Raw genomic sequence first — 20,332 nt, forward strand, 5'->3', positions numbered from 1 at the left:
GCGTATATCCCGGACAGCAGGGCTTTTTATTATGTTACAGGTTTCTTATATGCAGATCATTTCGCCGGTATAAGAGGTATCATAACCTGTCAGATGATGAATCTCAGTTTTGAAATCTTCAGACTGTACAATTTCCACAAGAGCAGAGAACCCCGGCTTTCTCACAGATTCCGCAGGAATTGCCAGATACATCTGCATATCAGTCACAGGGACGAAATCAAGTCCCGGAAAATAACGTGCGATCATTTCTTCTCCAAAAGCAACATTTGCTCTGCGCTCAAAAACAGCAGATGCAGATGACATATCAGAGACAGCTTCATTTCTGTATCCGCTGATCTTTTCAGAAGAGATTCCCCGTTCTTTTAACAGACGGTCCAGATAAACCCTGCGGGCACTTCCCTTTTCACGATTCATAAAAACAACTTTCGGATCCGTCAGGTCCTCCACAGAAGAAATCTTCTCAGGATTTCCGGCCTGTACATAGAAGCCGACAGAGTATTTATATAAAGAAAGAAGTATCAGCGGGATTCCGGGAACCAGGTGACGGATATCATCTATATCCAGACTGGTAGCAGCGATATGTGCCTTTTCGAAATACAGGGAATAAAGTCCGTTATAGTCATTCATATGAGACTGCAGGACAGGAAGGCCATCAGGATGAGCGGACATTTTGCCGAGAAGAAGCTCCAGGGCGGCAGAAGTCTGGCCGCCTAAAATGATACCACTGGAATGAAGCAGATAATCTCTCTTCAGCAGAGAGCTCTCAGGTTCAAAATTAACAGAAGTGTATGGAATATCCTGCCCGCTTTCGGAATTGCCGGAACTGCTTCTGTTAAGATACTGTGTCAACTGCTCTTCGCTGACCCTGAGTTGTTTTCCGATTTTGGAAGATTCCAGCTCACCGCGCTTGATAAGTTCATAGACCGTTGTCTTTTTGATCTTCAGACGGTCTGCGACCTCCTGAGCTGTGTAAAGTTTATTCATCAATACCTACCATGACATTAGTAGCCTTGATCACTGCATAAGCATCAGAACCTACTTTCAGGTTTAATTCTTCAACTGCTGCACAGGAGATGGTTGCTGTGATAATGTTTCCACCGCCGATATCAATAGAAACGATGGAGTTTACAGCTCCGTTATTGATACTTACTACTTTCCCTTTTAACTGATTGCGTGCACTTAATTTCATGATAATCACCTCACTGTTTATTATTTTTTTCTATAAATTTATCTGATACCCGATCAAAGGCCGGAAAGTTGTTTTTGCCGATAAAAATAAGGCTTTCAATCTGCTATCATTTACATGATAACATATACAAATAAAATTGACAAGAATACAAAAGTTTTGTACAATAGACACAAAAGAAAACAAAACTCAATAAAACAAAACAAAACTGAATGAAAGACGGTAAAAAACATGAGAAAGAAATTAATTGCAGCAATGATGGCAGGAGTACTGAGTGCAGGAATGTTCAGCACAGGAGTTTTCGCAGCAGATACAGACTTAAAAGGTGAAGTCAACACATTCATCGCAGCGAGCTTAAGCAATGCAATGGAAGAAATCCAGAAAGACTTCAATGAGACATATCCTGATGTTGAAATCCTCTACAATGCAGACAGCTCAGGTACATTACAGACACAGATCGAAGAAGGCGCACGCTGTGATATCTTCTTCTCAGCAGCTGACAAGCAGATGGACGCTCTGGTAGACGAAGATCTGGCTAAGAAAGATACTGTAGAAGATATCCTTGAGAACAAAGTCGTTCTGATCAAACCTAAGGATGGAGAAACAAAAGTTACAGGATTCGAGAACATCACAGATGCAGCCAACATCGCACTTGCAGGTGACAGCGTTCCTGTTGGACAGTATTCCAGAGAAATTTTCTACAATCTTGGAATTACAGATGAAGTAAATAAGATGGAAATCAATGAAGGTAAAAATGTATCTGAAGTTCTTGCTGCAGTAAGTGAAGGAAGTAATGAGATCGGTATCGTTTATGCTACAGATGCAGCTTCCGTTGCAGATAAAGTAGACGTTATCGCAGAAGCTCCGGCAGATGCATTGAAGACGCCTGTTCTCTATCCGGTAGGCCTTATCGAAGACAAAGAGGCATCTGAAGATGATACAGCAGCTGCAGAAGCATTCCTTGAGTACATCAAATCTCACGACGCTATGAAAGTATTCGAGAAATACGGATTCACAGCATACAAAGCAGATGATGCTTCCGAAACAGATGATAAAGATGCAGAAGCAACAGAAGAAGCAGATGACACAGAAACAAATGCTGAGACAGAGACAACAGAGGAAGCTAAATAAGAATGAGTGAATTTCTGGCAGAAATAAACTGGAGTCCTTTATGGATTTCACTGAAAACAGGTTTCGCGGCTACTGTGATCGCGTTCTTTCTGGGGATATTCTTTGCGGGACTGGTAATGAAGATGAAACCTGTTTCCAGAGGCATACTGGATGGTATCCTGACCATGCCTCTGGTACTTCCCCCGACAGTGGCCGGTTTCATTCTGCTTCTGCTGTTCAGTCTGAGACGTCCGTTCGGGGCATTTCTGCTGGATAATTTTGATATTAAGATCGTACAGACCTGGAAGGGCTGCGTGATCGCAGCATCTGTAATTGCGTTTCCATTGATGTATCGAAATGCACGCGCTGCATTTGAACAGGTGGATGTGAATCTGATCGCAGCAGGCAAGACACTTGGCATGAGTGACAGAAGAATCTTCTGGACAGTTGTCATGCCGACAGCAGGACCCGGAATCGCATCCGGTACAGTCCTTGCCTTTGCCAGAGCAATCGGAGAATACGGTGCTACATCCATGCTCGCAGGAAACATTCTTGGCAAGACCAGAACCGTTTCCGTTGCCATTGCTTCGGAGACTGCGGCAGGAAATTATGGCATGGCCGGTTTCTGGGTAGTTGTGATCTTGATCATTTCATTTGTGATCGTTGCGGCGATCAATATCGTTTCCGGTAAGGGAATGAAGATGGGCAGGTGGATGTAATGGCAGTCAGTGTGGATATTGAGAAGAAACTTCATGGCTTCACTCTGAAAGTAAAGCTCGAGAGTGATGGTTCTCCAATGGGGATCCTTGGAGCATCCGGAAGCGGAAAAAGTATGACTCTGCGCTGTATTGCAGGAATCCAGACACCGGACTCAGGAAGAATTGTTGTAAATGATAAAGTTCTTTTTGATTCAGAAAAGAAAATCAATCTTAAACCGCAGGAGAGGAAGGTCGGCTATCTTTTTCAGAACTATGCACTTTTTCCTACCATGACTGTAGAGAAGAATATCGCATGCGGATACAGAGGGGATAAGAAACAGCTTAAGGCAAAAGTGGCAGATTACATAGAGCGCTATCAGCTTAACGGGCTGGAGAAACGTTATCCGGGACAGCTTTCCGGAGGTCAGCAGCAGCGTGTCGCACTGGCACGAATGATGATCGGAGAACCGGAAGTCATCCTTCTGGATGAACCGTTCTCAGCACTGGATGGATATCTGAAAGATATCATGCAGCGTGATATGCAGAACTTTCTTAATGAGTACACAGGTGATATGATTCTGGTCACTCACAGCCGTGATGAGGCTTACAAGTTCTGCGGACATCTGACAATTCTGGACAGCGGTCAGGCACTTACTACAGGAGAAACCAAGAAACTCTTTGAACGACCCGGTATTCTGCAGGCAGCCAGACTGACAGGGTGTAAAAATTTCTCAACTGTACAGAAAATGGGAAAACACAGTATTTATGCAGTGGACTGGGATCTGATGCTGCAGACCAAAGATGTGGTGCCGGATGATGTTACGCATGTGGGAATCCGCGGTCACTGGATGAAAGGTGCATCTGAAGGCGGAGAGAACCACATGGAAGTGGAAGTTATGGAATATATTGAAACGACCTTTGAACATCAGTATTTACTGAAGAACAAGAAAGGCGGAGACTGTCAGCCGGTCTGGTGGATGTGCCCCAAAGGAAATTTTGAGGAAGATCCGCATGCAAAAGTTCCGAAATATATCCATTTTCCGGAAGAGCATCTGATGCTGCTGAAAGAAGCGAAATAGAATATATAAGAAATAATAAAAAGCGTTTTATTTTCAACAGAGATTTCTGGTGAAGATATAACGCTTTTTTAACCGAATCAAGTAAGTCCCTGCGGAGCAGTTATTCGGTGTAGAATCGCGTAGCCATGTAGCTGTAAGAGTCTGCCGGTTTGATCACGCAGATGGATGTTATCAAATTGTCTGAGAAATCTATGACGGATGATTCTTAGAATATTTTATGTAGTCCACAACCATCATCGCCAGTTTAAATGTCAGTGCATCTTCAAACGCGCGGATATCCAGTCCGAATTTTCTCTGGAGTTTTTCGAAACGGTACACCAGAGTATTTCTGTGTACATAAAGCTGTCTGGAGGTCTCGGAGAGATTCAGGTTATTTTCAAAGAAGGTACGGATGGTGATCAGGGTTTCTTCGTCAATAGAATCCAGAGTTTCCTCTTTGAAGATCTCGTCGATAAACATTTCACATATGGAAACAGGAAGCTGGTAGATCAGTCTGCCGATTCCAAGCTGGTTATATCCGAATACATTTTTATCTGCGTAGAAAATCTTGCCTACTTCAAGGGCTGTATGTGCTTCCTTGTATGCGTCTGGAAGCCTGGAAATATCCTCTGCCAGATTACTGTAGGCAACCCATGCGGAAGTCATTGCTTCTGTATTTAACATATCTACAAGCATATATGCAATTGATTCCAGATCCTCATAAGTTTCTGTAGACTGTAATTCTCTGATGATGATAATCCCTGTATCATCAATAGCTGTGATGAAATCTCTGGTACGGGCAGAGAAAATATTCCGGATCGTAGCGAGAGCGTTCTCATCCTTGGTCTGTTTGGTTTCCACAAGAAATACGGCACGCTGAACAGAAGTTGCAATGTGCAGTTTCTTGGCGCAGTTAAAGGCATCTACATCAGAATAACTACCAAGGAGAAGATTCTGCATAAAGGTATTCTTGTCGCTTTTCTCTGCATAGGCAGCCAGGAGACTCTGTACCTGGCATACAGCCAGCTCTCCGATGGTAGCAGTACTTTCTGCTTTTCCCCATACGATCAGAATATAGGAGATGGAATGGTTCTCCATGATCTTATACAGGCAGCAGCTTGTATTGGAAACACACAGGGCACTGCTTTGGCGAAATTCTTCCAGTTTTGATTCTGCAGGAAGTTTTTTATCACAGGTAGAGAGAAAGATATGGTTATCAGAATCCAGCAGACAGAAATCAATCTGGCTGATATTCTTCCAGTCTGTCAGGCATTTCTGTAAAATCTGTTGTATTTTCATTAGGTCAATCCTTTCTTTTGGGGTATGAGTCAGCTTATAGCAATCCTTGCAAATTGTCTGATCGAAGTAATCAGGCAGCCAATTCTATATTATAACATAAAAACCCGGGGAAAACTCCCCGGGTTTATTAAAGATTCCTGAAAATTAGTTGCAGATTGTAAGTTCTGTTTCTTTATCAAAGAAATGAGATTTTTCCATATCGAATGCGAATTTGATCGGATCACCGGTCTTAGCTGTTGTACGAGGATCAACTCGTGCTGTAACCTGAGTTCCGTTTACATCGAAGTATAAGAATACTTCAGCTCCGAGAAGCTCGTAAACTTTAACTACGGATGTCATCGGTGCGCTTGGAGAAGCTTCGATGAACATCTGGGAATCATGGATATCTTCCGGACGGATACCGAGAACAACTGTTTTACCTACATAGCCGCCATCTTTAAGAGCTTTTGCTTTAGCAGCTGGGATAACCAGTTCATGCTCGCCAACTTTAGCGATAAGGTTGCCACCTTTTTCGGAGATAACAGCGTCAAGGAAGTTCATCTGCGGAGATCCCATGAATCCTGCAACGAATAAGTTGCCTGGTTTCTGATACAGGTTCTGAGGTGTATCTACCTGCTGAACAACACCGTCTTTCATAACAACGATTCTGGTACCAAGAGTCATAGCCTCTGTCTGGTCATGTGTTACATAGATGATTGTAGCACCCAGTCTCTGGTGGATCTTGGAAATCTCGATACGCATCTGTACACGAAGTTTAGCATCCAGGTTGGAAAGAGGCTCATCCATAAGGAATACCTTAGGATTACGTACGATAGCACGTCCCATAGCAACACGCTGTCTCTGACCACCGGAAAGAGCCTTCGGTTTACGATCAAGAAGTTTCTCAAGGTCAAGGATTCTTGCAGCTTCACGAACTGCTTTATCAATCTGGTCTTTCGGAACTTTACGAAGTTTAAGTCCGAATGCCATGTTATCATATACTGTCATATGAGGATACAGAGCGTAGTTCTGGAATACCATTGCGATATCACGGTCTTTAGGCTCTACATCGTTCATAACTTTGTCACCAATCTTTAATGTACCGCCGGAAATTTCTTCCAGACCGGCAATCATACGAAGTGTAGTAGATTTACCACATCCTGAAGGTCCTACGAAAATGATGAATTCTTTATCTTCGATCTCCAGATTGAAATCTTTAACTGCCTGGAAACCATTTGGGTAAGTTTTGTTAATGTGCTGTAATGATAAGCTTGCCATGATTATTATTCCTCCAAAATTATTTCATATTGTTTTTGCTGATTGATTACTCGTTTTTTTCATCTGTAGACAGTATAGCGAAAAGGAGGGGGGATGGCTAGGGAAGAATCGTACAAAGATTTTTTTCGTTTCTTGTCATTCTGACGAAAAGCCGGAATCAGTATTCGGGGATTCCGTCAAACTGTCAAAAGGCATGAGAAAAACGCAGGACAAAATGACGAAATTCTGTCTGCGTTTTTCAAAATTGGAGTTAAAATATGGTTCTTCTTTACTACCTGTTACTCAAAGTATATATAAGATTATGGTTTGGCTGAATCAAGTCAAAAATCTCTGACAATATGAAGGAACGGATGAGAAGACACGAATATCGGGCTAAAATTACAGGGGGATCAGAGAAAGCAAATCATCAGGAAGCATTTTTTGCAAATTCTGTGTTGACCAGTTCTGCATATGGTGTACGTTCTTTCAGTTCACCTGCGTCTTCCAGGATATCCTGCAGCAGTTCAAAGCCATCCTGTCCGAACACCAGATTTTCTTTCCAGGTATCCTGATCGTAATAGCGCTTTACAATGGTTGTAACAGTATCCAGATCCGTCTCCGGGAACTGTGGCTCGATTACTTCTGCAATCTCTTCCGGAGTATGGCTCTGAACGTAGTCCATACCTTTCTGCAGAGCATTGGTGAATTTCTGCATGATATCAGGATTTTTTTTCATATAGCTGGTTTTGGCGCTGTAAGAAGTATAAGGCACATAACCGGAATCAACGCCAAGAGACGCAACAACATATCCTGTGCCCTGTTTTTCAAGAGCAGTAGCAGACGGTTCAAATTCTACGGTGAAATCGGCTGAATCATCTCCGGTAAAGGCAGCAGCAGTAGCGCCGAAGTCAATGCTCTGATCAATAGAAAGGTCCTTTTGTGGGTCAAGATCGTTCTGTTTCAGGATATACTCAAATACCATTTCCGGCATGCCGCCTTTGCGACCGCCAAGAACTTTCTTATCTTTCAGATCTTCCCATTTAAAATCCGGCATTTCTTCTCTTGCTACAAGGAAATTTCCGGCTCGTTGGGTAAGCTGTGCAAAGTTTACAACAGGATCAGTAGCTCCTTCCTGATAGGCATAAATAGATGCTTCTGCTCCCATAAATCCGATATCCGCCTCGCCGGATATGACTGCAGTCATAGTTTTATCTGCCCCAAAGCCAGTTATAAGCGTTAGATCAAGCCCCTCATCTTTAAAATATCCTTTTTCAATTGCTACATACTGTGGAGCATAGAAAATAGAATGTGCTACTTCATTCAACGTAACTTTCGTAAGTTTTTCCTCTCCCCCATCCTTCTCTGCAGCAAAAGCTGTCATCGGCAGCGCAGTCACCGCCAGAATAACTGCTGCCGCTAGTGAAATCCATTTTTTATTTTTCATGCAGATACTCCTTTTGAGACTTCTGCTGTTAGGATATTCCCTCAACTCAAAAATGGTGCATTTTTTCTTGATAATTCATTTATATATTTCTAAAAGTAAAATATAATTGACTTTTATACAAATAAATGATATCTTATAGTCATCAGGGAGGTGAAGCAAGCTTGCCAAAGAATATTGCTATCAAAGTAGCACGAGCACAAAAGGATATGACGCAGAAGGCATTGGCGGAGGCTGCCGGTATTTCGCGGCAGACTATGAATGCAATCGAAAAGGGTGAATACAATCCAACAATCAAGCTATGCCGAAGAATCTGCCGTATCTTGGATAAGAGTCTGGATGATTTATTTTGGGAGGATGACGAGGATGAAGAAAACGAAAAGTAATCTGGATGAATTACAGGAACTGAAACTTCTGAAGATTGAGCACAATGGATGCTGGCTGGCTTTCTGGGGATTGCTGGCTGTAATACTGACCCAGATAGCCATAGGAAATGACAGCAAACAGGATCTTTCCGGAGAATGGATCGTATTTATGTGCCTTGCTTTATATCTTACAGTAGGATGCATAAGAAACGGAATCTGGGACAGAAAGCTGAAACCAAATTTTAAGAACAATATCATGGCCAGTAGCATCGCCGCAGTTGTTATGGGGATTTTGTGGTTTATCATTTCTTATCGGAATTATCACAAACTCGTCGGTTCCATTGCAACTGGAGTTATTATGTTTTTTTCTATAGAGATTTTATGTTTCCTTGCATTAACGCTTACTTCTAAAATTTATAAAAAAAGACTGAAAAAGCTTGAAGATGATTCTGAGGATGAATGATGATACCTGGGGAAAAGCCAGAGGGGACTGTATTTGAGCCATCAAACACCGTCCCCCTTGGTCCTTGGTCAATGTATAAAAATGTCCTTGCCGAATATAATTTAAAACAAAGATGATTTCTGATTGACTTTCTTAGTTATATCAGTTATATTATCTTTAGTGATCAGATTGCAGAAACTTGAGAAGCCTGCGATCGGGGGAGGGTGCCGAGGCCCCTCTCCTTTTTCTTTATCTGGAACATTTTGCAGCGAGGTACATATGAGCAAACCGTTTATTACATATACCGCACAAGTTGAAAAACTGAAAAATGAAAAAAATCTAGTTATTACAGATGATGATTTTGCGGTAGAATCCCTGCAGAATATCAGTTATTATGCATTAATTGGTGGATATAAACATCCTTTTATTGATATTCATACCCGCAAATACATTAATGAAGCGTGTTTTGAAGATATAGTTGTTCTTTATGAATTTGATGAAGAGTTACGTGGGATTTTCTTTAAGTATTTATGCCGCGTGGAAAGAAAAATGCGTTCGTCCATTTCTTATCACTTCTGTAAAAAACATGGAGAACGTCAAGAAGAATATCTCAACTCCAATAATTACGGCAATATTCCCAAAAATAAAAATGGAATTACCAAATTAATCAAAATGCTAGATATGATGGCAAACAAAAACAAGGATCACGAATATCTTGTTTACCAGCGTAACAAATATCATAATATTCCGTTATGGGTGATTATGAATACCCTTACTTTTGGTCAGATATCCAAAATGTTTGAATTCTTACCTCAAAATATGCAGGGAGCAATTTGCCAGGATTTTGGAAATGTCAAGAAAAATGAAATGATAAAATATTTAAAGGTATTAACGCTGTACCGAAATGTATGTGCTCATAACGAAAGATTGTTTTTCTATCACACATATATTGATATTCCAGATACATTGTTACATGAAAAATTAAGCATTTCTAAAAACGGTTCAAAATACATATATGGAAAAAATGACTTGTTTAGTGTAGTCATTACTTTTCGTTATCTACTTCCAAAGACCGATTTTTTACTGTTTAAAAAGCAACTATTGCATATTTTTGACCGATATGAAAAGCAGAATTCAAATTTGAAGTTGAATGATCTTTTTGAATATATGGGATTTCCTAGTAACTGGAAAGAAATAACAAAATTTCGCAAAATATAAGTGGAGATATTAGCAAAAATATTTCCACTTATATTTAAAGCTATTCTATTTTCTGCGATTTCTTCGTACTATTCAACCCATCCACCCAATTACACAAAATCACAATCGTCTCATAATTTACATTGATATATGTACGCCACCTTTGCGACCGCCAAGGACTTTCCTGCCCTTCAGATCTTCCCATTTAAAATCCGGCATTTCTTCTCTTGCCACAAGGAAATTTCCGGCCCGCTGGGTAAGCTGTGCAAAGTTTACAACAGGATCAGTAGCTCCTTCCTGATAGGCATAGATAGATGCTTCTGCTCCCATAAATCCGATATCCGCCTCGCCGGATATGACGGCAGTCATAGTTTTATCTGCCCCAAAGCCAGTTATAAGCGTCATATCAAGCCCCTCATCTTTAAAATATCCCTCTTCGATTGCCACATACTGCGGTGCATAAAAGATGGAATGGGCTACTTCATTTAAGGTAACTTTTGCAAGCTTCGCCTCATCTTTCTTTGCAGCAAACACTCCCAGAGGCAGTGCAGTCACCGCCAGAACGACTGCTGTCGCCAGTGTGATCCATTTTTTATTTTTCATGCAGATACTCCTTTAACAACCGTAGCAAGAATTCCCTCACCTCTATAGGGACGCCACTGAAAAAGTGGTCGTAAAATCATATATCTGATATAATTAAGGTATCATAATTGTCGGAGGTTGAAATGTTATCATCCCAACTTAAACTTAGCCTTAGTTATTATTCAGATTTATATGACATGATTGTTCCAAAAGATCATATTCTAAGAAAAATCAGGGAATTGGTCGATTTTTCTTTTATATATGATGAATTAAAAAATAAATATTGCCTTGATAATGGACGTAATGCAAAAAACCCTATATTGCTATTTAAATATCTGCTTTTAAAATATCTTTATAACCTTTCTGATAATGGTGTTGTTGAAAGATCACGATATGATATGTCTTTTAAATATTTTCTGGAATTAACGCCAGAAGAAGAGGTTATCCATCCTAGTCTTTTAACCAAATTCAGAAAGCAGCGTTTAAAAGATGAAAATATACTTGATCTGCTCATAAATAAAAGTGTAGAACTTGCCATAAATCAAGGTGTTTTAAAAAGCAATACTATAATTGTTGACTCAACTCATACAGAAGCCCGTTATCATAAAACTACTCAGAGAGAAATGTTGAAAAAAGCCTCTACTTCTTTAAAAGCAGCTTTAAAAGATTCTGATAAAGACATTTATCTGCCAGATGAACCTGAAAAACGAGCTTCTTTAGATGAGTATAATGAATACTGTCATGAATTATTAAACACAGTTCAGGAAAGTCCGTATTCAGAACTGCCAACGATTAAAGAAGAATCTTCTATGTTATCCGAAATTTTGGATAATCAGATTGATTGTTATGATCAATCCATTGACCCGGATGCCCGGATTGGCCATAAAGCGGTCAATTCTTCTTTTTACGGATACAAAACTCATTTGGCCATGACAGATGAACGGATTATCACAGCAGCAACAATCACATCTGGCGAAGCATTTGATGGTCAGGAACTTCCAGTACTGGTTCAAAAAAGTAAAGCAGCAGGTGCAACCGTTAATGAAGTAATAGCAGATACCGCATATTCCACACTGGAAAATTTAAAAGATGCACAAAGCAATGACTATAAATTAATTTCAAAGCTTAACCCGAGCATCATAAAAGGGACTCGTTCAGAGGACGGCTTTATCTTTAATAAAGATGCGGATACCATGCAGTGCCCAGCGGGGCATTTGGCTATAAAATATCGAATTGACAAACGTAGTAATCAGAAAAAGAATACACGTATCAAATATTTTTTCGATATTAATAAATGCCATGTCTGTCCTTATCGTAATGGCTGCTATAAAGAAAATGCAAAAACCAAAACGTATAGTATCACTATTAAATCGGATTATCATAAAAATCAAGAAGCGTTTCAAAAAACACAATATTTCAAGGAACGTTTCAAAACCCGCCATATGATAGAGGCAAAAAATAGTGAATTAAAAAATATACACGGATATAGTCGTTGTGACGCTGCTGGACTATCAAACATGCAACTTCAAGGAGCAGTATCAATATTTGCAGTCAATTTAAAACGAATTTTAAAACTAAAGGGATAAGTCTGCCCAAATGAGGAAAAATAGGAAAATTCATCTCTCAAAAGGGTAGATTTTGTATCCCTCAAAACACTATTTTAGCAATATTTTATTATCAAGGAACATTTTTGCACATATTTGACGCCCTGTGATACTAAACTTACCACTTTTTCAGTGGCGTCCTATAGGTGATGGGATGAATTGCACATTCGAGCATGTCTGCTCAAATTCATAAAAAATCACAAAAACACTTGTTCTGATACAATAAATATATTATAATAGAAAAAAAGAACAATATGCTCTTGAAAATTGGACGGTCGAAATAAGCAATAAGTGAGTGTACATAATAATTCTCATTCTGTGTTGTTAGCTGATCATGGTTATGAAATATAGCAGAAAGATGCTGGACGATAAAATGTTAGAGAGAGCAAAAGAAATCTTTGAAATATAGCACCTGTTGGAACAATCCATCAGTATATAGAAAGTCAGGGTGAGAAAGATAAACCGGGCAGTAAAAATAAGGATTTATCCCAATAAAGAACAGATAACTCAGATAGAAAAAACGATCGGCTGCAGCCGTTTTCTCTATAACCGGATGCTTGCGGATAAGATCCGTTATTATCAGGAAGAAAAAAAGATGCTGAAAAATACGCCGGCCGGATATAAAAAAGAATATCCATGGCTGAAAGAAGTGGATTCTCTTGCGCTGGCGAATGTACAGTTAAATCTGGAAGGGGCTTTCCGGAAATTTTTCCGGGAACCGGGAGTGGGATTTCCGCATTATAAATCAAAAAAACATTCGCGGAAATCCTATACAACGAATATGGTAAATGGGAATATCTGTTTGCAGGACAGATTCCTGAAACTGCCAAAGATGCAGCCGGTAAAAATAAAACTCCACCGTATGATCCCGGAGGGATGGAAGCTGAAATCAGTGACTGTGAGCAGGGAACCGTCCGGGAAATATTTTGCCAGCCTGTTGTTCGACTGTGAAAACCAAACAGCGGAGAAAAGACAGGCGGAAAAATTCCTGGGGATGGATTTTGCCATGCATGGGATGTGTGTATTTTCTACGGGTGAAAGAGCCGGATATCCCATGTTCTACCGGAATGCAGAGAAAAAACTTGCCCGGGAACAGAGAAAACTTTCCAGATGTGAAAAGGGCAGCCGTAACTATCAGAAACAGAAGAAAAAGGTTGCTTTATATCATGAAAAGATAAAGAACCAGAGGAAGGATTTCCAGCATAAGCTCAGCCACAGCCTTGCAGAAGACTATGACGCAGTATGTGTGGAGGATCTGAACCTGAAGGGGATGGCCGGAGGCCTGCATTTCGGAAAAGGGATACAGGATAACGGATACGGTCAGTTCCTTTCCATGCTTGGATATAAGCTGGAAGAACGTGGAAAATATCTGATAAAAGTAGACAGATATTTTGCATCCAGTAAGATATGCAGCGTATGCGGACATAAGAAGAAAGAGCTGGCATTATCAGAACGGATATACCTATGCGAATGTGGAAACCGGATGGACCGGGATGTGAATGCGGCGGTCAATATTCTGAAAGAAGGAAAAAGAATATATAAAAAATGTGCATAATAGCACAGAAAAGATCCGTAACCGGATAAAAAAGAACCGCGGGACACGCGGGGATAGCCTGTTTTAGCTTTGCCCTGAAGGGCAATTGAGCAGGAAGCTCCCACTTCAAAATCTGTAAGATTTAAGTGGCGGGAGCATGTCACGAGATTTCTGCTCTTAGAATATGCTGCAAATCTCAAATGGTGTATGCGCTAACTGTTGTCATGCATAAAAATATGTGTTAAAATAACCACCGAAACTGGTTCGAAACCCTCCCAGTATAAAAAACTAGGCAAAGTAAAAAATATTGCGGTCGCTTATGAGTTATCATAAGCGGTCTGTTTGCTGATGCTTTTGTTTATTGAGGGATAAACAAAAGTATTTTTTTTGCTTTGACAGAAAGGAATTAAATGAAAAAAAGAAAAGTAATTATTGATTGTGATCCGGGGATTGATGACAGTCTTGCGATTATGCTTGCACTGAAATCACCGGAGATCGAAGTGATCGGAATCACCATTGTGTGTGGAAATTCACCGGTGGAGATGGGATTTGGAAATGCAAAGAAAATCCTGAAGCAGATGAATCGTCTGGACGTTCCTGTGTACATTGGGGAAAGCACTCCCTTAAGGCGGGATTACGTGAATGCTCTGGACACTCATGGAGAAGACGGGCTTGGTGAAAGCTTTCTGCCGGAAGTAACCGGTTATCATCAGCAGATCAGTGCTGTGGATTTTCTTGCTGATGTATTGAAAAAAGAGAAAGTATCCATAATCGAACTGGCACCTATGACCAATCTTGCCAGACTGATCCAGAAGGATAAAGAAGCATTTTCCTGTATTGAGGAAATTGTTTCCATGGGCGGTAGCTTTAAAAGTCATGGAAACTGTTCACCTGTTGCAGAATACAATTACTGGTGTGACCCGGACGGGGCTTCACTGGTATATGAGACACTCCATCAGAATGGCCAGAAAATCCATATGGTTGGGCTGGATGTGACGAGAAAGATTGTGCTCACGCCTGATCTGCTGGAGTATATGTGCCGTCTGAACAAAGAAACAGGGGAATTTGTAAAAAAGATTACGAAATTCTATTTTGATTTCCACTGGGAATGGGAGCATATCATTGGCTGTGTGATCAATGATCCCCTGGCAGTGGCATATTTTATCAATCCGGAACTCTGCAAAGGCTTTGATTCCTATGTACAGATTGAAACAGAGGGGATTTCTCTTGGGCAGTCTGTTGTGGACTCTATGAATTTCTATCGGAAAGCATCGAATGCGAGGGTGCTGACTGAGGTAGATGTGTATGGATTCTTTCAGATGTTTCTTTCAAGGATCCTTGATCAGGAACCGGAAAAACTGGATATTTTACAAGATTTAATACGAGGAGATTTAAAATGAAAACTGAAAAAATAAGTGTACAGAAAATCTGTATGATTGCTTTTGCTATCTGCATTAATTTTGTGGGAGGACAGATTGCTTTATTTCTGAAACTTCCTATTTATCTGGACAGTATCGGAACCGTATTTGTGGCTGCTGTTCTGGGTCCTTTTTATGGAATGTTGCCTAATCTGCTCAGCGGCCTGCTGATGGGAATGACTGTAGATATTTATTCCCTGTATTACGCTCCGGTAGGGATTCTTCTTGGTTTTGTGACAGGTCTCGTGTACAGAAAATTCCAGCCGAAAAAGTGGCAGATATTTCCGGCTGCTCTTGTGATCACACTTCCATCTACCATAATCAGTTCCTGTATTACGGCATTTTTATTTGGAGGAATTACTTCTTCCGGATCCACTGTTCTTGTACAGCTTCTGGCAAAAACACCTCTTGGAATGGTAGGAAGCTGTTTTGTAGTTCAGTTTATCACAGATTACATTGACAGGGTTCTGTGTATTGCAGTAGCAGCAGTTCTTATTACAGCGCTGCGTAAAAGTATGAAGGAGAATTTTGCCTGATGAAAGTCCTGATTACAGGCACAGCATCTGGGATCGGGAAAGGCTGTGCAGAATTTTTCCTGAAAGAAAATCATGAAGTCTATGGATTTGATAAAAATATATCCTCGATCCAACATCCGAAATATACTCATTTCTGTCTGGATATCAGAGACAAAAGCTCTTATCCGGAAATCGGACAGGTAGATATTCTGATCAATAATGCAGGGGTTCAGAATGGCGATGATATTGATGTAAATCTGAAAGGAACTATTTCTGTTACAGAACATTACGGCATTCATCCCAATATTTATTCCATTATTATGATTGGATCAGCAAGCGGGCATACAGGTTCTGAATTTCCGGAGTATGCAGCAAGTAAAGGAGGAGTCCTTGCCTATACGAAAAATGTGGCCATGAGGATAGCACCTTATCAGGCGACATGCAATAGTCTGGATTTTGGTGGGGTTATGACTGAACTGAACCGGCCGGTGATGGAGGATGAAAAGCTCTGGAATCAGATCATGGAACTCACACCTCTGAAACGATGGATGTCTGTGGAAGAGGCAGCAGAGTGGATTTACTTTATGGCGGTAAAAAACCGTTTCTGTACAGGCCAGAACATTCTAATTGACGGTCTGGAGGCCGGAAACTGCAATTTTATCTGGCCATAGAGTGGGTCTGAAAAATCATTCCTGCGATCTACTGTTATTTTGTGCCCGAATATGATAAAATGAGAAAATAGTGATAAAGATATTTCAAAGATAGAGAAAGTATTTAACAGGAGGCGCAAAAATTATGGATATCAAAGAACAGATTCATGGATTAACAGAGGAGATGCTTACCAATTTGGGAAGGCTGGTTGCCATTGATTCTCAGCTTGGCACTCCCGCAGAGGGGAAGCCTTTTGGAGAAGGACCTGCCAAAGCACTGGAAGAAGGTCTTAAGATTGCACAGGAGCTTGGATTTAAGACAGTCAATCTGGACAATTACTGTGGTTATGCAGAGATGGGTGAGGGTGATGAGATTGTTGGTATTGCCGGACATCTGGATATTGTACCTGTAGGCGGCGACTGGAGTTATGATCCTTTTAAACTGACACGCGAGGGTGATTATGTTTACGGTCGTGGAACAACAGATGACAAGGGACCTGTTCTGGAAGCTCTTTATGCAATGAAGCTTCTTCGCGATTCAGGTGTGAAGCTGAACAAGAGAGTACGTCTCATTATGGGATGTAATGAGGAAACAGGTTCCAAATGTATGGAACATTATAATGAAGTGGCAGAAGAATTATCCTGCGGCTTTACCCCGGATGCCAGTTTTCCATGTATTCATGGCGAAAAGGGGCTTCTGCAGATGATGGCTTATTCCAAGAACACGAAAATCATCTCTGCAGATGGAGGGTTTGTCTTTAACGCAGTATGCGATTCCTCCACAATAGTTGTTCCTGCCGAAGAAGGACTGAAGGAGAGACTGGAAGCTGTACTTGCAGAGACAAAGCTTCAGGAATATAAGGTAACAGAGGGAAATGGACAGATCAGTATTTATGCAAAGGGAGTTCCGGCACATGCCAGCACTCCGACTCTTGGGGTCAATGCAATAGGTGTTACTTTTGAATGTCTGGAGAAAGCAGGATTTAAGGACGATTTTGTGGAATTCTATAATACACATATCGGCACATCCTGCGATGGTGAAGGCATTGGACTGAAATTTGCAGATGAGTATGGCGAACTTACTCTTTGCAACGGTATGATCAAAACAGAGAATGATGTGATCTCCTGTACAATTGATATCAGAGTACCTGTAACATTGAAAGCAGATGAAGTCCGCAGGATGTGTGAGAGCAGACTTGAGGATGAGAATGGTCGTATAGAGATTCTGGGAATTGGTGATGCCTTATTCTTCCCAAGAGAATCCCCACTGGTAAATGCTTTATACAAAGCTTACACAGATGTAACAGGCGATACAGAGAACAAGCCGATGGTGATCGGCGGTGGAACTTATGCAAAATCTCTTAAGAATATCATTGCATTTGGACCTGAGAAGCCGGGAATTGATTATCGTATCCACAGCGCAGATGAATTTATTCTCGTATCCGGTATGGAAGAGGCAGTTCTGGTTTATATGGAAGCAATTAAGAATCTTCTGGCAATCTGATGAAAAATGATGGAGCAGCTATTAAATGGAGAGCAGAACATGAAGGCAGCAGTATTTTTCCCTGGTATTGGGTATCATTGTGACAAGCCACTTTTATATTATTCACGAAAGCTGGCGCAGGAATGTGGCTATGAAGAAACAATTGCATTAAGCTATACTTATGATGGCGGAAATATCCGGGGAAATGAAGAAAAAATGCAGCAGGCATTCGAAAGCCTTTATGAACAGGCAGAGAAAAGTCTTTCTGCCATTGACTTTGACAAATATGATGAAATATTATTTGTCGCAAAAAGCGTAGGCACGATCATAGCATCCGCATATGCAGAGAAACACAGCATCAGATGTCGGCAGATACTATACACACCATTGAAATACACATATAATTTTGTTCATAGAGATGCCATTGCCTTTATCGGAACTTCAGATCCATGGAGTATTGTTCCTGAAGTACAGGCTCTTTCACAAAAACAGCAGGTGCCAATGTATACTTATAAAAATGCAAACCATTCACTGGAAACAACAGATACACTGGAAAACCTGAAAATTCTCCAGGATGTTATGGGGAAAACCAAGGGATTTTTGGAGCGGAAATAAGAAAAAGCACATAATCATATTGAGTAGATATGGGTGAAGAAGTGTCAAGAAACTATTTCTTGACACTTCTTTTTGCTCCATGCTATACTCAATTAGACAAACTGTTATATGTGAAAGTGGTTTCCATAATGTCTTTTTAGGTGGTGATGTGAATATGAACTTTCAAGATCAGATACAGCAGATTTTTGGAACAACAGATATTCATGAACTGAAGCAGATATCCAGAGATGCCGACAATTACAGATGCTTGAATGCTGATATGAATAACAGCATTATTTCAGAAAAGAAAAAAAATACCGGAAGGAAAAATTCGTTTACAGAAGAACAGCTGGCACATATTTTGGCACTGCAGGACCGGGGAGAAAAAATTACAGATATTGCCAGACAGTATCACGTTTCCCGTCAGACGATTTACAGTCAGATAAAGCGAGCCTATAATTTTTCTGATGATCCGGATGTGAAAATGCGTATGAATTTCATGAATCATGATGATCTGTGTACAACGATAGATATTGATTTCAGGCATGAAAAAATTAAGATTAAAAACTATACAGATCAGATTATTTTCCGGGCATTTGGAGTTGTAACTGATCCGGATTGGGCTGATTTTGAATATTTTCTGGAAGAACGCTGTTTTCCCAGAACACGCGATCACAGGAAAGATATTCTGAGAGAGATGGGGCTTCCATTTTATGATCCGTTATTAATTATTGAAAAAACACAGGGGCGCATGTCAGATGATCATCAATGGATTATGATTCTAAAAAAGGAGGGCTGATCAAAAATGGAAATTCGCAATTTTGATGCATATTCTCCCTTGCATAAGAGCGGTCATACTTCCAAGGGAGATCAGCTCAAATGGAAAATTGATGACAGGTGGTATAAGGCTGATTATATGGGATATGAAGGTTTATCTGAAGTTCTTGTATCTGACCTTTTGCAGAAGAGTACCTGTCCTTTCCCTTTTGTTGAGTATGAAGCAGCTGTAATTGAGTATAATGGGAAAATATTTCAGGGCTGTTCCAGTTTGGATTTTCTGAAAGCAAATCAGGTTCTGATTCCGCTGGAAAAATTGTATCGTCGATATACAGGTGAAAGTCTGGCAGTAAAGCTCTCAGATTTTGCGGATGTTTCAGAACGCATTCAGTACCTGGTAACTCAGGTGGAAGAAATTACTAAAATAGATAATTTTGGAGCGTATCTGACTGCAATGCTGGAAATAGATGCGTTTTTCATGAATGAGGACAGACATACCAACAATATTGCGGTCATTTATAATGAAAAAACACAGAAATATGAACTGAGTCCTTTTTTTGATCAGGGACTTTGTATGTTTGCCGACATAAATCAGGATTATCCTATTGATCAGTCATTGGAATATTGTCTGGAAAAAATTGAGGCGAAGCCATTTAGCTCTGATTTTGATATACAGCTGGATGCAGCAGAAGAACTGTATGGCATTCAGATTGGTTTCCAATTTACCTTTAAAGATATTCAGATATACTTACAGAAGAATTCGGAAAATTATCCCAGGGAAGTAATAAGACGCGTGGAGCAGCTGTTAAGAGGGCAGATGCGTAAATATGGGTATCTGATGAAAAAATGATATTACAGAGAGTGTATGAAGTTACAGGCAGATAAAGGATAAAAAAGTCACTTATCTGCCTTTTCTGGTAAACTTTTTGTAACGGCTGTGAGGCGGAGACTGTCAAATCAGTCAATGATACTATACTGCATCATTTCATAATGTAATCTGCATCCTTCTGTAATCTCAAAGGGCAGAAGTGCCCGTGCTACGAGTTTTAACTCTTCTTCAGGCAGATCTGTTCTGCGAAGATGTGCATAGTCACCGTCAATAGATTCTACGATATAATCACAAACTAACATAAAAATCCTCCA

At 40.4% G+C, this 20,332-nt stretch carries 21 protein-coding genes, 1 pseudogene and 1 riboswitch; of the genes and pseudogenes, 15 read left to right on the forward strand and 7 right to left on the reverse strand.

The annotated features are described in order from the left end of the window. Window positions 1-45: 45 nt before the first annotated feature. Both NQ550_RS02875 and NQ550_RS02880 read right to left on the reverse strand, forming a co-directional pair. Window positions 46-984 carry a substrate-binding domain-containing protein gene (locus NQ550_RS02875; protein WP_025580106.1) on the reverse strand — a complete coding sequence of 313 codons (939 nt, stop codon included), beginning with the start codon at window positions 982-984 and terminating at the stop codon, window positions 46-48. After that, window positions 977-1,189: a TOBE domain-containing protein gene (locus NQ550_RS02880; protein ID WP_008706085.1), complete on the reverse strand. Its 213-nt coding sequence runs from the start codon at window positions 1,187-1,189 to the stop codon at window positions 977-979. The genes NQ550_RS02875 and NQ550_RS02880 overlap by 8 nt, the downstream gene beginning before the upstream one ends. A gap of 228 nt (window positions 1,190-1,417) precedes the next feature. Between NQ550_RS02880 and modA the strand changes: the two genes are divergently transcribed. From modA to NQ550_RS02895, 3 genes are read left to right on the forward strand one after another with little or no spacing between them, the layout of a single operon-like run. Next, on the forward strand, window positions 1,418-2,317 hold the full coding sequence (gene modA / locus NQ550_RS02885) for a molybdate ABC transporter substrate-binding protein (protein WP_025580107.1): 900 nt from the start codon (window positions 1,418-1,420) through the stop codon (window positions 2,315-2,317). Window positions 2,318-2,319: 2 nt separating this feature from the next. Continuing rightward, complete coding sequence (gene modB, locus NQ550_RS02890) at window positions 2,320-3,015, forward strand: molybdate ABC transporter permease subunit (RefSeq protein WP_025580108.1); 696 nt, start codon at window positions 2,320-2,322, stop codon at window positions 3,013-3,015. Continuing rightward, on the forward strand, window positions 3,015-4,073 hold the full coding sequence (locus NQ550_RS02895; RefSeq protein WP_025580110.1) for a sulfate/molybdate ABC transporter ATP-binding protein: 1,059 nt from the start codon (window positions 3,015-3,017) through the stop codon (window positions 4,071-4,073). The genes modB and NQ550_RS02895 overlap by 1 nt, the downstream gene beginning before the upstream one ends. A 189-nt stretch (window positions 4,074-4,262) precedes the next feature. Here the strand turns inward: NQ550_RS02895 and NQ550_RS02900 are convergent, their stop codons facing one another. The 3 genes from NQ550_RS02900 to NQ550_RS02910 all read right to left on the reverse strand — a co-directional run bounded on the left by NQ550_RS02900 (window position 4,263) and on the right by NQ550_RS02910 (window position 8,031). Further along, the gene (locus NQ550_RS02900; RefSeq protein ID WP_008706081.1) at window positions 4,263-5,351 is read right to left on the reverse strand and encodes a PucR family transcriptional regulator; all 1,089 of its coding nucleotides are present in this window, start codon (window positions 5,349-5,351) and stop codon (window positions 4,263-4,265) included. A gap of 144 nt (window positions 5,352-5,495) precedes the next feature. After that, window positions 5,496-6,608, reverse strand: coding sequence for an ABC transporter ATP-binding protein (locus NQ550_RS02905; RefSeq protein ID WP_008706080.1), 1,113 nt, complete (start codon window positions 6,606-6,608; stop codon window positions 5,496-5,498). Between the two features lie 406 nt (window positions 6,609-7,014). Then, the gene (locus NQ550_RS02910) at window positions 7,015-8,031 is read right to left on the reverse strand and encodes an ABC transporter substrate-binding protein (RefSeq protein ID WP_025580112.1); all 1,017 of its coding nucleotides are present in this window, start codon (window positions 8,029-8,031) and stop codon (window positions 7,015-7,017) included. Between the two features lie 206 nt (window positions 8,032-8,237). On the opposite strand from NQ550_RS02910, the gene NQ550_RS02915 reads away from it, so the two are divergent. The 3 genes from NQ550_RS02915 to NQ550_RS02925 all read left to right on the forward strand — a co-directional run bounded on the left by NQ550_RS02915 (window position 8,238) and on the right by NQ550_RS02925 (window position 10,053). Next, complete coding sequence (locus NQ550_RS02915) at window positions 8,238-8,414, forward strand: helix-turn-helix transcriptional regulator (protein WP_334319810.1); 177 nt, start codon at window positions 8,238-8,240, stop codon at window positions 8,412-8,414. Then, window positions 8,395-8,856 carry a DUF6773 family protein gene (locus NQ550_RS02920; RefSeq protein WP_020993481.1) on the forward strand — a complete coding sequence of 154 codons (462 nt, stop codon included), beginning with the start codon at window positions 8,395-8,397 and terminating at the stop codon, window positions 8,854-8,856. Before NQ550_RS02915 ends, NQ550_RS02920 begins: the two co-directional genes overlap by 20 nt. 168 nt (window positions 8,857-9,024) lie before the next feature. Next, the gene (locus NQ550_RS02925) at window positions 9,025-10,053 is read left to right on the forward strand and encodes an Abi family protein (RefSeq protein WP_227218138.1); all 1,029 of its coding nucleotides are present in this window, start codon (window positions 9,025-9,027) and stop codon (window positions 10,051-10,053) included. A gap of 132 nt (window positions 10,054-10,185) precedes the next feature. Here the strand turns inward: NQ550_RS02925 and NQ550_RS02930 are convergent. Beyond that, a pseudogene (locus tag NQ550_RS02930) lies at window positions 10,186-10,635 on the reverse strand (ABC transporter substrate-binding protein); the annotation flags it as partial. Window positions 10,636-10,757: 122 nt separating this feature from the next. Here NQ550_RS02930 and NQ550_RS02935 point away from each other — a divergent pair. The 9 genes from NQ550_RS02935 (at window position 10,758) to NQ550_RS02975 (ending at window position 20,039) form a co-directional block, all read left to right on the forward strand. Then, on the forward strand, window positions 10,758-12,200 hold the full coding sequence (locus NQ550_RS02935; protein ID WP_025580115.1) for an IS1182 family transposase: 1,443 nt from the start codon (window positions 10,758-10,760) through the stop codon (window positions 12,198-12,200). 466 nt (window positions 12,201-12,666) lie between these two features. After that, window positions 12,667-13,773, forward strand: a complete 1,107-nt coding sequence (locus tag NQ550_RS02940; protein ID WP_195303062.1) for an RNA-guided endonuclease TnpB family protein — start codon at window positions 12,667-12,669, stop codon at window positions 13,771-13,773. 232 nt (window positions 13,774-14,005) lie between these two features. Then, a riboswitch (PreQ1 riboswitch) is annotated at window positions 14,006-14,050 on the forward strand. Between the two features lie 112 nt (window positions 14,051-14,162). Next, on the forward strand, window positions 14,163-15,152 hold the full coding sequence (locus tag NQ550_RS02945; protein WP_025580476.1) for a nucleoside hydrolase: 990 nt from the start codon (window positions 14,163-14,165) through the stop codon (window positions 15,150-15,152). Next, window positions 15,149-15,706, forward strand: a complete 558-nt coding sequence (locus tag NQ550_RS02950; RefSeq protein WP_008706068.1) for an ECF transporter S component — start codon at window positions 15,149-15,151, stop codon at window positions 15,704-15,706. Before NQ550_RS02945 ends, NQ550_RS02950 begins: the two co-directional genes overlap by 4 nt. Further along, on the forward strand, window positions 15,706-16,356 hold the full coding sequence (locus tag NQ550_RS02955) for an SDR family NAD(P)-dependent oxidoreductase (RefSeq protein WP_025580474.1): 651 nt from the start codon (window positions 15,706-15,708) through the stop codon (window positions 16,354-16,356). Before NQ550_RS02950 ends, NQ550_RS02955 begins: the two co-directional genes overlap by 1 nt. A 124-nt stretch (window positions 16,357-16,480) precedes the next feature. After that, window positions 16,481-17,839 (forward strand): M20 family metallopeptidase, encoded by a 1,359-nt coding sequence (locus NQ550_RS02960; RefSeq protein WP_025580473.1) that lies wholly within the window; start codon window positions 16,481-16,483, stop codon window positions 17,837-17,839. Between the two features lie 6 nt (window positions 17,840-17,845). After that, the gene (locus NQ550_RS02965) at window positions 17,846-18,433 is read left to right on the forward strand and encodes an alpha/beta hydrolase (RefSeq protein ID WP_242859444.1); all 588 of its coding nucleotides are present in this window, start codon (window positions 17,846-17,848) and stop codon (window positions 18,431-18,433) included. A gap of 154 nt (window positions 18,434-18,587) precedes the next feature. After that, window positions 18,588-19,211, forward strand: coding sequence for a helix-turn-helix domain-containing protein (locus NQ550_RS02970; protein ID WP_022379881.1), 624 nt, complete (start codon window positions 18,588-18,590; stop codon window positions 19,209-19,211). 6 nt (window positions 19,212-19,217) lie between these two features. Continuing rightward, entirely contained in the window at window positions 19,218-20,039 is an 822-nt protein-coding gene (locus NQ550_RS02975) for a HipA domain-containing protein (RefSeq protein WP_022379880.1), read from the forward strand. 107 nt (window positions 20,040-20,146) lie between these two features. Here NQ550_RS02975 and NQ550_RS02980 read toward each other — a convergent pair whose 3' ends face one another. Next, entirely contained in the window at window positions 20,147-20,320 is a 174-nt protein-coding gene (locus tag NQ550_RS02980; protein WP_019160770.1) for a hypothetical protein, read from the reverse strand. Between the last annotated feature and the right edge of the window lie 12 nt (window positions 20,321-20,332).

The organism is Blautia wexlerae DSM 19850 (assembly GCF_025148125.1).
GTDB classification, from domain to species: domain Bacteria; phylum Bacillota; class Clostridia; order Lachnospirales; family Lachnospiraceae; genus Blautia_A; species Blautia_A wexlerae.